The following is a 13,342-nucleotide window of genomic DNA, read 5'->3' as shown; positions in this document are numbered from 1 at the left end:
AATGGCATTGACGGTTGGCCTTCTCATCGCCATTTCGCTTTATCTGCTCATGAGCAATCAGTTAAATCGCTGGCTCTATGGTTTAATTCTCTTTTCTTCTAGTATCAACATTTGCCTGCTCATTGCGGGTCGAGTTTTTTTATCACAACCAGCGTTTATAAAAAATGATCCTATGGTTAATCTTGGTAATCCTTTACCGCAAGCGATGGTGCTTACGGCTATTGTTATTTCGTTTGCGTTGATCGCTTTTTCCCTGATCATTGTTCGTGAATTGTACAAAGAAAATGACGTGAAAAAACAATTCAATTCGCCTTCATTGCCATTAGACAAACAAGGTGACGATGAATAATCTTGCTTGCATGCCCTTATTATGCTGCTTACTCACCGGTTTAGCCGCTTTGTTAATGTATTCAAACGAATATTTGCAGCGAATCATTCATTATCTTGGTGCTATCGGTTACTTACTTATAGCTATCGCTTTATTCAAGCAAGTTCAAGCCATGCATCTCATTACGTTAAACGTAGGAGGATATCCAACAGGCATTGCCATTACACTTAGGCTGGATATCTTTTCAAGTTTAATGATTCTGGTTACAGCGATTACCGTCTTAGCCGTATCTATCTATAGTGTGGCCGATACCACCATTCGTAATCGCGCTTCTTTTTATCCAGCGTTTTGGTTTTTGGTGGCTGGGGTAACTGGAATATTCTCGACTGGTGATTTATTTAATCTTTATGTGTGGTTTGAGATCATGATTATCGCCTCGTTTGTCTTGATGACATTATCGAACGAGAACGATCGGCTCAAAGGCACATTACATTACATTTCATTAAATCTGTTAGCGACACTGATCCTATTACTCGCCATTAGCTTTATCTATGGCGCTAGTGGTACGTTGGATTTAAATCATCTGGCAAAATGGGCACAAACATCACCGTCATTCAAGCAGTTCTATCCTTGTTTTATAATGCTTATGGTTGCTTTCGCCATTAAAGCCGCGTTATTTCCTTATTATTTCTGGTTACCTGCTTCCTATCATTTAACCAGCGTCTCGGCGGGCAGTATCTTTGCTGGCTTATTAACTAAAACTGGGGTTTATGCCTTGATTCGCATGGGGACTTTATTGTTTTCATGGGAGTCCCACTTCTTTTTTGTTCTTTTGATTGTTTCTTGCTTGACCATGTTAAGCGGTGTCTTTGGAGCAATGAGTGACTTTCATATCCGACGCATTTTGTCATTCCATATTATTTCCCAAGTCGGCTACATGACTTTGGCACTGGCTCTTGGAACAACGATGGCGCTCAGTGCAGGTGTTTTTTACATCATTCATCATATCTTAGTCAAAACCAATTTGTTTTTTATAGCGGGTATATTAAGCCGCTATAATCATGATGTTGACATTCGTCAGATGGGAGGCATTTTTAAACAAAAGCCGCTTTTAACGTTATTATTTATTATTCCTGCATTTTCTCTTGCAGGTCTTCCACCTTTTTCAGGATTCTGGGCAAAATATCTTTTGTTACAATCCGCTTTAACTGCAAATTTCTGGATCACAGGCGTCATCATTGTGCTGGTTGGATTTTTCACGTTATTTTCCATGATAAAACTTTGGCGATACGTATTTTTACAACCCCCACTCAATCCAATTCATTTCCTAACCCTCAAAGAAAAAGCAATACTTTACATACCGGTTTTTTTTCTGGGGACATTAACATTACTCATAGGGTTATTCCCCGAATGGTTGTATGAAATTTCACAAATGGCGGCAAATGGATTATTACATCCTTATACCGTGCCAGAAAATACCGTTGGAGGAATTTAAATGCATATTTCGCACATTATTTATCGGATAGCCTATCTCATTCTTTTTTCTTTTTTTGTTTTGTATGAAATTGTACTTGCCAATCTTAGAGTGGCTTACGCGGTTATTATGCCCGGTTTTCGCAGCACGCCCACCTTGATGGATTACCCTTTGAGCTGCACTAATAATATACAAATCACCGCTCTGGCAAATATTATTTCACTGACTCCTGGCACGTTAACTTTAGAAGTTTCTAGGGATAAGAAACACTTACTCTTACATGTGATGTTTTTTACTGACAAACAACGTCTGATTAACCGCCTGTATAAAAAATTTGAACGTCCCATAATGGAGATATGGCCATGAGTATATTATTTTGGTTGGCTTGCCTATTGATAATCTTAGCGACCATCCTGTGTTTTACCCGTTTGGTATTGGGTCCTAGCATCCCTGATCGCGTTGTCGCTCTTGATTTAGTCACCAATGTATTGATGGCCTCAATCGCCCTATTTAGCGTATACCGTAACCAAGCCATCTATTTAGATATTGTGGTGGCTTTAGCCCTGGTGATGTTTTTAAGCAGCACCATGTATGCCTACTATTTAGAAAACCAACGCCCGGAGAGAACGAATGATGAATCTGTTAAGTGATGGGTTATTATTTATCGGGGCTCTCTTTATTTTCATTGCGTCCTTAGGAATTGTGCGGATGCCTGATCTGTTTCTTCGCATGCACGCTTCAGCTAAGGCTGGTACATTAGGAGCGGGATTAATCTTATCAGGTGCGGTTACCTACTTTTCCTACTGGAAGGTCACGCTTGAAGTACTTGTAGCCATTATATTTCTGGTATTAACCGCACCGGTTGCATTTCATTTGTTAGGAAGGGCAGCGTTTCGGCATGCTGTAGACCTTGATCCTGCAACCAAAAAAGAAACGGACTTGGCAAAAAATTACCCTGAAGTTCATGGCAATTAATCCAATTTGACTGGAGAAACAAAACCAGAAGGTTTAAGCGCCAATAAAGAGCAATCAATTTTTTGCAGAACATTTTCAGCAGTATTGCCAATGATAAAACCGGATATTCCAGTCCGAGCTAACGTTCCCATCACTAAAATATCTATGCGTTGATCATCGATATAGGATGGAATCTGTTCTTCTGGACGTCCCTTTAAGAGCGTAGTTTTACAATTGATTTTATCCATCTTAACTTCAGCGAGAAGACGATCCAACGCTTTCTTGCTCGAGTTTTTCGTTTCTTGAAGCATCTCATTTAGCTCGTTTGTTGAGGTTTTATCAAACACACTATTGCGAAAATAATTTTCAAATGCAAAATGCCAACAAGAAATTACATCCAGCTCGCCTGAAAAATGTTTTGCTAAAGCGTGCGATATTTTTAATAAATCAATAGAAAGCTGCTGCCCCTCAGGAGTTTCTTCGTTAGGATCAATAGCCACAGCAACTCTAGCCTTTGAAGGCTCATGTTTGAATGGTTTGCTGATAAATATGGGAGATGGGGATTTATGTAATAATTCCATTTCTAAGGCATCAAATCCTTTATCTTCACTCGCTTTAGCATGCTTAATCACAAGATCATAGTTTTGTTTTAAGACGTGACGAATCACACGAACATCTGGCATATTGCCCTGTTCTAATTCGATTTTAACGCGCAACGCATCATTGGGGATATTTAAAATATCTCTAGCCTCTTTAAGATAGCGATTCGTGGAATCAATCAAGGCTCGTTCATAATTCGGCTGATATTGTTTTAAAGACGTAGGGAAAATTGGATGGATAACCAAAATAGTCAGCGAGGCACGATTATCAGTAGCTAGTTTTACGGCATGCTGAAACGCATCCTTTTCATTTTCCAACCCATGCGTGACTAATACTATATTTTGAAATCCTTCCATTTCCTTTTCCTTAAATTTTAAAGATTTCCTATACTTTATCTATCTTACTTTAGCACACGGAAAATAATATATGGTGCGCCTTAAAATTTGGCTCTCGGTGTTGGCTTTAGTTTTTATTCTAGTATGCCTAGCTTATTACTATGGCCAACAGATTGTCCCTTATTTTTTTCAGCCCACCATAACTAGTGTAAAAGCTGGAGCAACACAACGCTCTAGCCAACCAGAAACCGTTGTAGAGAACTTAACCGTTCCTTGGGAACTAGTTTTTTTACCCAATGGCGATCTGTTAATTACTGAACGACCGGGGCGATTAAAACAACTGGGTAAATTGACTAAAACCAACATCATTCCTAACGTCGTTCAAATTGGTGAAGGGGGGTTATTGGGTATGGCATTAGACCCTCAGTTTTCACAAAACCGTTATTTATATTTGTACCTCACCACTCGAAAGCAGGGGAAGCTTATAAATGAAATCGTCCGCTATCGTTATGATCCCCATGGTGCACTCAGCGATGAAACCATTATATTTAGCAACATACCTGCCGCTCGATTTCATAATGGCGGTCGTATAGCCTTCGGTCCGGATGGGTATTTGTATGTTACTACCGGAGATGCGTTATCTCGTAACTTAGCCCAGAATAAACATTCCTTAGCCGGAAAAATTTTACGTATTACCACTGAAGGCGAGTCCGCGCCAGAAAATCCTTTTAATTCTGCGGTTTACTCCTATGGTCACAGAAATCCACAAGGACTTGCGTGGGATAACCTTGGCCAATTATGGGAAACAGAACATGGAGAAAGTGCCCATGATGAAATCAATTTAATTAAACCAGGTAAAAACTATGGCTGGCCGGTGATTCAAGGCGATGAAACGAAACCTGGTATGGTTACCCCCGTACTAAACTCTGGCAAAAATGAAACCTGGGCTCCTGGCGGTGCAACAGTCATTAATCAGAATTTATTTTTCGCAGGATTAAGAGGACAAGCTGTTTATCAAGCCACGTTCAGTGATGATCAACAAACTATACAAGCACTAATTGGTCACTATCGCAAACAATTTGGTCGCATTAGAGCTGTAGTCAAAGGCCCCGACGGGTATTTGTACTTTATGACCTCGAACCAAGACGGCAGAGGATGGCCGCAAAAAAATGATGACCGGATTTTAAAAATTAATCCCAAAGCACTGACCAACCACGAGTAGGTTCAATCAGGCGTTTTAGAAGATGGTTTAAATGGCCAACTGGCGACTTTTTCATAGCGGGTTGAATTGGATGCAGTGATTGATTTTACTAAACAAAACTCAGCCACGGACCAGGTAAATGGTTTGATTTTCTTGGGTTCTATCGATATATCCCATTTGCGAGCAATCGTTATATGAGGAATAAAAGGAGTTTTTTCTGGTTTAAATCCCGCTGAAATTAATTGGCGATTCAGCTTCGCCACTAACGTTATTAATTCATCAGGAGGTGAATCGCTCCCTAGCCATAGCACTTTAGCACGCAACCAAGCGCCTACTGTATTAAGGTTCAAATCAAATTGTTTGATTTTAATAGATGCAACTATTCGCATTGCTTCTTGAACAAAATCGGGAGGCACATTACCTAAATAGGCTAAAGTAAGATGTAACTTGGATTTGGGAACGATTGAGCAAGATTCTTCATGAATGAGCTTTTTTGCTTGCTTTTCTAGGTACTCAGCGGTTGTTTCATTGGGATATAACGCAAAAAAATACCGTTCTTTGGTTTTTTTAACCCGCTTGGGTTGTAATTTAGGATCACAGCGTTTAATTAAGCCCTCAAGCGCTGTTTGCACCGCTTGATGTCGTATAGCTGGTCGATTACCGACAAAATGATAACATTGGCTATACGTCGGCTGCATATCTCCTGCCCAGGCGATCCAAACCGTACCGATAGGTTTATCTGCACTTCCCCCTCCGGGTCCCGCAATCCCTGTAATCGCAACGCTGACCTCAACATCACTATGAGAAATTACCCCTTCAGCCATGGCACGAGCGGTTTCTTCACTTACAGCGCCATGGGTTCGCAATATTCGGTCAGGCACACCAAGCATCTCTGTTTTGGATAAATTGCTGTAGGTAATATAACCTCGGTCAAACCATGCGGAGCTACCTGGAATAGAAGTTATTGTTCCAGCTAAGCTGCCCCCCGTACACGATTCTGCGACAGCACAACGAATTTTTCGAGCGCTTAAAACCTCACCAAGTTCTTCAGCCAGCTCATAAATCACTGAACCATATGGCATAATGGTTGCCCTTATTTAAAAATTTCATTGAGGAAATTTTTCATCGCTTGCCATGCGCGATGTTCCGCTTGTTCATTGTAGACCGTACCCAACTCTTGATCATGAGCCTTAGGGTTGGTAAAAGCGTGCTTGGTATTCCCATACATGTGAACTTGCCAATCCACATTTGCTTTGGTCATTTCCTGACAAAACGTATCCACTTGCTCTGGAGGAACCATGGGATCATCATAGCCATGCAATACTAATAGTTTTGCCTTAATTGACTTCTCAGGAAGCCCTTCCGGTTTATTCAGCAAACCATGAAAGCTTACCGCACCTTTAAGGTTAGCCCCACTGCGAGCCAAATCTAACGCGCATAAGCCACCAAAGCAAAACCCAATGACCACAATCCGATTCGTATCCACTTCAGCCATTTGAACAACCGCATCTAATCCAGCTTGAAGGCGTTTAAGAAGCAATGGTCGATCGTTTACATAAGGAGACATCAGCGCTTTTTTTTCTTCAAGGGTTTCACCTAACCGCCCCTCTCCGTAAACATCGACTGCAAAGCCAAGATACCCCATTTCAGCTAAGCGTTCTGCTTTTTTACAAGCAAATTCATTTCGTCCAGACCAATCGTGCACCACTAAAACCGCGGGCCTTGCTTTCTTAACTTGCTCATCATAAGCTAAATACCCAAGTAACTCCTGCTCGCCATCATGGTAGAGATAATTTGCTGCGTGCATAACACTCATCCTTGTAATTTTAGTTTAATGATCAACAGTCTAATCGCCTTTTACAAAAAGTCCAGCGTATCATTTCCGAAGGTATATATCCGTGATTGTTTAAAATGCTAGTTTTTGGGCGATTCGATTTTTTTGGGCAGAGCTGCTTTTAAAGATGAAGTAATAGCGAGCTCTATTGCGAATCTTTAAAAGCAGCGCTAGTGGAAAAAGCGATAGAACCAATCTAGCATTTTAAACAATCACGGGTATACTACTTCCTAGTGATCATGGAAGCCGCCGCTTGCGCGGTAGGCATGATAAGGATTTCACTAACATTGACGTGTTCTGGCCTTGACGCACAATACAAAATTGCATCCGCTACATCTTCAGGAGTTAGCGGCTGAAACCCTTTATATACTGCTTGTGCTTTTTGTTCATCCCCTTTAAATCGCACTAAACTAAAATTCGTCTCGACCGCACCTGGGTCGACGCTGCTTACTCGAACTTTCGTACCCGATAAATCCAGTCGTAAGCCTTGTGATAAAGCGTTAACCGCATGTTTTGTAGCGCAGTAGACGCCTCCTTTCGGATAAACTTGGTGGCCTGCAATGGAGCCAATGTTAATGATATGACCTAAATCCCGTTCAATCATGCCAGGTAAAACTGCGCGGGTAACATACAATAACCCTTTGATGTTGGTATCGATCATTGCTTCCCAATCGCCACTATCTCCTGACTGAATAGGATCCAATCCTGCTGCAAGACCCGCATTATTAACAAGTATATCGATTGATTTCCAAACTTGCGGCAAATCATGGATTGCGTCTCGAACCTGCTGCTCTGAGCGAACATCTAATTCAAACGCATGGGCAGAAATGTCATACTGTTTTTGGAGATCGCTTGCTAACGCTTTAATGATAGAAATGCGCCGAGCGCAGAGTAATAAGTTAGCGCCTGCTTGTGCAAACTGCTCAGCACAAACGGTCCCTATACCGCTGGAAGCCCCCGTAATAAGTACCACTTTATTATTTAATTGTTTCACGATATTCATCCTATAAAGACGATTGTGGCATAATTCTCTCTGTACATGACAAAAAAACCTGTCATGTACAGAGCATAATTCTAAAAAACACAGTTGAATCCACTTAGCGTAACTACTACACTGATTTTTAGATATCATAGGATTGTAATGAATCTTTTTAAGAAAATAAAAAATCTTGAAGCTGAAGCTCAAAAGTTAGGGTTCAGCTGGCAAAATCCCGAGCAAATTCTACAACAAATACAGAGTGAAATTCAGGAAATTCAAGCGCATTTAAATCAAAGCGAACCGCACCATCGATTGCAATTACAAGAAGAAGTTGGCGATTTGATGCATGCTGTTATTTCTCTTAGTCTATATTGCGGCTTTTCTCCGCAATCTACTTTGGAGCAAGCCACTGACAAGTTTGAGAAACGCTTTAACCATGTTAAACGGATTTCTAATGAGTTAGGGTTTACGGATCTAAACACTTGCTCAGAGGAAGAGCTCTTACATATTTGGAAACGAGCAAAACAGGCCATCGAACCTTAAGAACCTAGTCTAAGGTTTGTCGGTATCGTTTAAATCCAATCACCATAACGACTACCATAAAGCCCAATATAGGGATAACTTCTTTCCAAACGTCGAACAATCCATTCCCTTTCAAAAGAATGCCGCGAACAATAATTAAGAAGTGCTTTAACGGCAAAATATTCCCAAGGTACTGGGCCCAGATTGGCATGCCTCTAAAAGGAAACATAAAACCAGAGAGTAAAATCGAAGGCAAAAAGAAAAACATGGCGCTTTGAACTGCTTGCAACTGATTGCTGGCTAATGTTGAAAAAGTTAATCCCATACTCAAATTCGCAGCAATAAAAGGCAAGCACATGAAAAGCAATAAAAGAATACTGCCTTCCATTGGCACTCCAAATAACACTTTGGCCATTAACAAGATTAAGATCACTTGGATGTAACCTACGATAATGTAAGGTAAAATTTTACCGATCATCACTTCCAAAGGCCTTAATGGCGTTGCTAATAGATTTTCCATGGTGCCTCGTTCATACTCACGAGTAATTGCCAGTGCGGTAATCACCACCATGGTCATGGTTAATACCACCCCGAGTAATCCTGGAACAATATTAAACGCCGTTATTGCTAATGGGTTATACACTTCATGCACGACTGGGACATAAGGCAACGAAGTGGAATTTAGTTCTGACAACAAACCAGTTAACTCGTCTTGCAAAGACAAACTGGCTAATTCAGTAAAGACCGATACTGCTCGGCTAGTGGCTGCGGGATCAGTAGCATCCGCCTGTAACAGAAGTTGGGGCTTAAGCCCCTTGATCAAATCGGTTGAAAAATCCGGTGGGAAATTGACTATAAACTGCACTTTCCCTGTTTTAAGGAGATGGTTTGCTTCTCTTTCCGACAGTGCGGGGCTTACAAAATTAAAATAAGTCGAGTTTTCCATGCTCTTAAGAATTCTACGAGCGACCATGCTTTCATCATCACCAACAATCGCGGTCGGCAGATGACGCGGGTTAAGGTTAATTGCATAACCAAATAAAATAAGCTGAATAAGCGGGATGCCTATAATCATGGCAAAGGTGGTGCGATCTCGTCGCATTTGGATAAATTCTTTGATAATGACGGCAAGAAGACGTGAATTGGTCCAAAATTTCACCTTGGAGCTCCTTCAGTCTGTTTAACAAGCCGTAAAAAAGCGTCTTCGAGTGTTGAATCAATTTCATGCCATCGAATATCAAACTCATCTCGCAAGGCTTCTAATCCTTGTTTAATTGCTTCCTCTTTATACCCACAAACATGAATTTGTCGCCCAAAAAGCGCGGCTTGCGTTACGCCATTTATTGTTTTAATTTCTTGCAATAGCTTCGGGGTAATGTCGCCACGAATTTCCCATGTTTTTAAACCTGTACTTTGAATCACTTCATCAACCGTTCCGGTGATAATAAGTTTAGCGTTTGCAATATACGCAAGACGCGTACAACGTTCGGCTTCGTCCATGTAGTGCGTTGTCATTAAGGTGGTGATGCCTTGTTCACTTAACGAATGAATTCTACCCCAAAAATCACGACGAGCGATGGGATCAATCCCTGCCGTTGGTTCGTCCAATAACAACAAGTCCGGCTCATGCAGTAAACAAGCCGCCAGTGCCATTCGTTGCTTCCATCCCCCTGAAAGTTCTCCGGCCAATTGGTCCGATTTATTGGTAAGACCAAAATCATCCATAATCGTCTTCATTCGTGCCTTAGCATCCTTGATGCCATATACACTAGCAATAAAGGATAAATTTTCTTTGACGCTTAAATCCGTATAAAAGCTAAATCGTTGGGTCATGTAACCCACACGCGCTTTAATTTGTTCTGATTCTTCAACGATATCAAAGCCTAAACAAGTTCCTTGTCCAGAATCTGGTGTTAACAGCCCGCAGATCATCCGCAACGTTGTCGTTTTGCCGCTGCCATTAGGCCCTAAAAAACCAAACACTTCCCCTTGCTTAACCTTTAGATCAACTTGATCCACCACCACTCGGTTATCAAATGATTTTGTGAGTTTCTGAACATCAATTACGTTCTTTTCGGTCATAGTCAAGCGCCGTTATCCGAATAGGTTGACCTGGTTTAAATCGCGTTGAGTTTGCGATGGCCGCTTTAACTCGAAACACTAATTTATCGCTATTTTCACGACTATAAACTAACGGAGGAATAAATTCAGCTTCAGGAGATATGTAGCTTATTTCTGCTTTGAACTCTTGTTTACAGCCTTCACAAGTAAAATAAAGTGTTTGATTTAAATGAATAGAAGGGAGTTGCTGAACCGGGACAAAAAACTCAATTCGAATATCTTCCGGCGCTAATAAAGCTAATACAGGTTGCTGAGCACCTACGAACTCTCCTTCTTGATAATACGTATCAAGAATAACACCATCCTTAGGCGCGAATACTATTTTTTTCGAGAGCTGCCATACGGCCAGTTCAAGTTTGGCTTCCATGGCCTCTATTTTTGCTTGTTGCGCATTAATTTGTTCTTCTCGGCTTCCCAGTTGAGCGAGTTGTAAATTAGAGCGCAATTCTGCCTTACGATGTGTAAGTTGTTCTTGTCTTGCTAATGCTTCATCCAGATTATCTTTGTTCGTCGCATTTCGCTGATACAAGGTTTGGTAGCGAGAAACACGCATCGCCGCTAACTCTAACTCCGCATCAACTTGTTCAATCTGCGCTTTAATCGATTCAATTTCAGGTTCACGTCTGGGATTTAACAAATCCTGATAGATTTTTTTAGCTTGTTCTAATTCTGCTTTTTGGGTTTTAATTTCTAACGCTTGAGGATTACCAGCAAGTCGAAATAATTGCTCCCCTTTTTTTACAGATTGCCCACGTCGCACTAAAAGCTCAGTTAACTCACCGGGAAATTCAGAGGCTAAGTAAATGGCTTCCCCTTCTACATAACCCTGGTAAATGGTCTCTGGAGAGCTATTGCAGCTCAACAATAAGAGCAATGCGACAACCATCACCAGATACCGCAATAAACAGAACTGTATTAATCGTCCCTGCACTATTTATTTCCTTAGAGCGGAAAAAGCATCCGCATAAAAGTCGCATTTTAAGTATATACCCAATAAACTTCAAAATACTAAGTTTTTAGCAACTGGAAGTTGTCGTTAATTCTGCCATCCAGTGCATTTTCAACAGGAATAGGGGTCAAGTTTTTTGATAAAGCGTTTATTCCGTTTGTAAATATGGGTTAGTATAGCCTGGCAAATTAGCATGGAAAGACTTGGAGTACCTTAAAAGGAATAGGGGTCAGGGAATAGGGGTCAAGTCTTTTGATAAAGCGTTTATTCCGTTTGTAAATATGGGTTAGTATAGCCTGGCAAATTAGCATGGAAAGACTTGGAGTACCTTAAAATGTCCAGACCTCTTCGCATTGAGTATGAAAATGCGTTCTATCATGTGATGAATCGTGGGGCCGGCCGACGAACTATTTTTAATAATGACCAGGAACGGGAGCTTTTCCTTGCTATTATTTCTGAGACTCACGTCCAATATAACATTGAGATACACGCTTTTTGCTTGATGACAAATCATTATCACTTATTAATTAAAACCCCCTCCGGGAATCTTGCACGAGCTATGCGCCATATTAACAGTGTATATACTCAACGATACAATCGTCTAAATCATAGCGACGGCCCATTGTTCCGTGGTCGTTATAAATCAATTTTAGTTGATTCCGACTCCTACCTTTTGCATCTTTCAAAGTACATTCATCTTAATCCTCTTGAAGCAGGAATAGTTGATGACTTAACAAAATATTTATGGTCAAGCTATCCTGCATATATTGGTATTGACCCTACTCCACCATGGCTTTTTCAAGCTGAAATTTATGGCCAACTAACAAACTATTCAGATAAATTTGAATCATATCGACTATTTATGCATGAATCTGAATTGAACCCGAAAGTGAAAAATTTCTTTGGCAAAGAGAGAATATCGCCAATTTTAGGATCTACGTCCTTTATATCTAATCTTAAGATTTCTGAACATTCCGAAGAAATTCCTCGCGAAGATAGATTCTTAAGTAGACCAACGATACAACTCATTATCAAAGAAACAGCCCTAGAATTTTCACAGAATATTGAGTCTCTTTGCTGCTCTCCTAAAGGTAGGGGTAAGGTAAATATACCGAGGAAAGTTGCTATGTATATAGCAAAAAAAATATGGGATTATCGCTTAAAGGAAATTGCTGACGCGTTTGGGCTTAACCATTATGGGGGCGTTGCAAATGCAATATTCAGGCTCTCCAGAGAGTTGAGTATTCAACCTGAGCTTGGAATTAAAATTAATGCTATTATCAAAAGACTTGACCCCTATAAGGATATTATTTAAATATGATCAATCCAACACGAACGTTTGAAGATTTATCACCAACTATAGGCGATGGCGTATACATTGATCCGAATGCTACCGTCATTGGAAAGGTAACCTTGGCTGATAATGTTTCTGTCTGGCCTACAGCCGTCATTCGAGGAGATGTAAACCGTATTGAAATCGGAGCGTCAACCAATGTCCAAGATGCAGCCGTTCTTCACGTCACGCATGATGGACCATACACTCCAAAGGGGGAGCCGCTCATTATTGGCAACGGCGTCACTATCGGTCACCGAGCTGTATTACACGCCTGCACCATTGGTGATTATTGTCTCATTGGTATTGGAGCTATTCTTCTGGATAAGGTGGTAGTGGGCAATCACGTGCTGGTGGCTGCCGGCAGCCTGGTGCCTCCAGGAAAAGAGCTGCGATCCGGTTATCTTTATATGGGGAATCCTGTCCAAGAAATAAGAGCCCTGACTCAGAAAGAAAAAGATAATTTAGAATATTCCGCCGCTCATTATGTGCGATTAAAAAATAAATATTTAGAAGGCAGATAAAGGCACGTAGGCGGTGGGGATGAATTGTAAACACGCCCAAGTAGTGTGTTTAATCGCGGGTAATTCAGATTTAAAGTCAAAAAAAAAGCCAGCAGTGAATGACAAAGCTGGCTTTAAGGATAAAACCCTGGCGATGACCTACTTTCACATGGGGAGACCCCACACTATCATCGGCGTACGTCTGTTTC

16 protein-coding genes are annotated in these 13,342 nt (G+C 40.9%); 9 read left to right on the top strand and 7 right to left on the bottom strand.

Annotated features, from left to right (window positions below; genetic code table 11):
• Position 1: 1 nt before the first annotated feature.
• The 5 genes from E1O47_RS07830 to mnhG are packed head-to-tail and all read left to right on the top strand — an operon-like array spanning position 2 to position 2,777.
• Complete coding sequence (locus E1O47_RS07830) at positions 2-349, top strand: sodium:proton antiporter (protein WP_133130710.1); 348 nt, start codon at positions 2-4, stop codon at positions 347-349.
• Positions 342-1,823, top strand: coding sequence for a proton-conducting transporter transmembrane domain-containing protein (locus E1O47_RS07825; protein ID WP_133130709.1), 1,482 nt, complete (start codon positions 342-344; stop codon positions 1,821-1,823). The genes E1O47_RS07830 and E1O47_RS07825 overlap by 8 nt, the downstream gene beginning before the upstream one ends.
• The gene (locus E1O47_RS07820) at positions 1,824-2,168 is read left to right on the top strand and encodes a Na+/H+ antiporter subunit E (protein ID WP_133130708.1); all 345 of its coding nucleotides are present in this window, start codon (positions 1,824-1,826) and stop codon (positions 2,166-2,168) included. It abuts the gene before it with no gap.
• Complete coding sequence (locus E1O47_RS07815) at positions 2,165-2,452, top strand: MrpF/PhaF family protein (protein WP_165475075.1); 288 nt, start codon at positions 2,165-2,167, stop codon at positions 2,450-2,452. The genes E1O47_RS07820 and E1O47_RS07815 overlap by 4 nt, the downstream gene beginning before the upstream one ends.
• Positions 2,433-2,777 carry a monovalent cation/H(+) antiporter subunit G gene (mnhG, locus tag E1O47_RS07810; RefSeq protein WP_133130706.1) on the top strand — a complete coding sequence of 115 codons (345 nt, stop codon included), beginning with the start codon at positions 2,433-2,435 and terminating at the stop codon, positions 2,775-2,777. Before E1O47_RS07815 ends, mnhG begins: the two co-directional genes overlap by 20 nt.
• Here the strand turns inward: mnhG and E1O47_RS07805 are convergent.
• On the bottom strand, positions 2,774-3,712 hold the full coding sequence (locus E1O47_RS07805; protein WP_133130705.1) for a universal stress protein: 939 nt from the start codon (positions 3,710-3,712) through the stop codon (positions 2,774-2,776). The genes mnhG and E1O47_RS07805 overlap by 4 nt on opposite strands.
• A gap of 70 nt (positions 3,713-3,782) precedes the next feature.
• Here E1O47_RS07805 and E1O47_RS07800 point away from each other — a divergent pair, with 70 nt between their 5' ends.
• Complete coding sequence (locus E1O47_RS07800) at positions 3,783-4,913, top strand: PQQ-dependent sugar dehydrogenase (protein ID WP_133130704.1); 1,131 nt, start codon at positions 3,783-3,785, stop codon at positions 4,911-4,913.
• 2 nt (positions 4,914-4,915) lie between these two features.
• Here E1O47_RS07800 and thpR read toward each other — a convergent pair whose 3' ends face one another.
• From thpR to E1O47_RS07785, 3 genes are all read right to left on the bottom strand, one after another.
• Positions 4,916-5,974, bottom strand: a complete 1,059-nt coding sequence (gene thpR, locus E1O47_RS12275) for an RNA 2',3'-cyclic phosphodiesterase (protein ID WP_165475074.1) — start codon at positions 5,972-5,974, stop codon at positions 4,916-4,918.
• Positions 5,975-5,985: 11 nt separating this feature from the next.
• Positions 5,986-6,699, bottom strand: a complete 714-nt coding sequence (locus tag E1O47_RS07790) for a dienelactone hydrolase family protein (RefSeq protein WP_133130703.1) — start codon at positions 6,697-6,699, stop codon at positions 5,986-5,988.
• 250 nt (positions 6,700-6,949) lie between these two features.
• Positions 6,950-7,729, bottom strand: a complete 780-nt coding sequence (locus tag E1O47_RS07785; RefSeq protein WP_207384306.1) for an SDR family oxidoreductase — start codon at positions 7,727-7,729, stop codon at positions 6,950-6,952.
• 138 nt (positions 7,730-7,867) lie between these two features.
• Between E1O47_RS07785 and E1O47_RS07780 the strand changes: the two genes are divergently transcribed.
• Positions 7,868-8,248 (top strand): MazG nucleotide pyrophosphohydrolase domain-containing protein, encoded by a 381-nt coding sequence (locus E1O47_RS07780; protein WP_133130701.1) that lies wholly within the window; start codon positions 7,868-7,870, stop codon positions 8,246-8,248.
• A gap of 4 nt (positions 8,249-8,252) precedes the next feature.
• On the opposite strand, the gene E1O47_RS07775 is transcribed toward E1O47_RS07780, so the two are convergent.
• The 3 genes from E1O47_RS07775 to E1O47_RS07765 are packed head-to-tail and all read right to left on the bottom strand — an operon-like array spanning position 8,253 to position 11,279.
• On the bottom strand, positions 8,253-9,386 hold the full coding sequence (locus tag E1O47_RS07775) for an ABC transporter permease (RefSeq protein ID WP_133130700.1): 1,134 nt from the start codon (positions 9,384-9,386) through the stop codon (positions 8,253-8,255).
• Positions 9,383-10,309: an ABC transporter ATP-binding protein gene (locus tag E1O47_RS07770; RefSeq protein WP_133130699.1), complete on the bottom strand. Its 927-nt coding sequence runs from the start codon at positions 10,307-10,309 to the stop codon at positions 9,383-9,385. The genes E1O47_RS07775 and E1O47_RS07770 overlap by 4 nt, the downstream gene beginning before the upstream one ends.
• Complete coding sequence (locus E1O47_RS07765; protein WP_133130698.1) at positions 10,287-11,279, bottom strand: HlyD family secretion protein; 993 nt, start codon at positions 11,277-11,279, stop codon at positions 10,287-10,289. Before E1O47_RS07765 ends, E1O47_RS07770 begins: the two co-directional genes overlap by 23 nt.
• A 352-nt stretch (positions 11,280-11,631) precedes the next feature.
• On the opposite strand from E1O47_RS07765, the gene E1O47_RS07760 reads away from it, so the two are divergent.
• Together E1O47_RS07760 and E1O47_RS07755 are read left to right on the top strand one after the other, a co-directional pair.
• On the top strand, positions 11,632-12,612 hold the full coding sequence (locus E1O47_RS07760; protein ID WP_278025363.1) for a transposase: 981 nt from the start codon (positions 11,632-11,634) through the stop codon (positions 12,610-12,612).
• A gap of 2 nt (positions 12,613-12,614) precedes the next feature.
• Entirely contained in the window at positions 12,615-13,154 is a 540-nt protein-coding gene (locus tag E1O47_RS07755) for a gamma carbonic anhydrase family protein (RefSeq protein ID WP_133130696.1), read from the top strand.
• Positions 13,155-13,342 lie beyond the last annotated feature (188 nt).

It is taken from the genome of Legionella yabuuchiae, from assembly GCF_900640115.1.
GTDB classification, from domain to species: Bacteria; Pseudomonadota; Gammaproteobacteria; order Legionellales; family Legionellaceae; genus Legionella_A; species Legionella_A yabuuchiae.
This window is presented reverse-complemented; position numbering and strand designations above follow the sequence as displayed.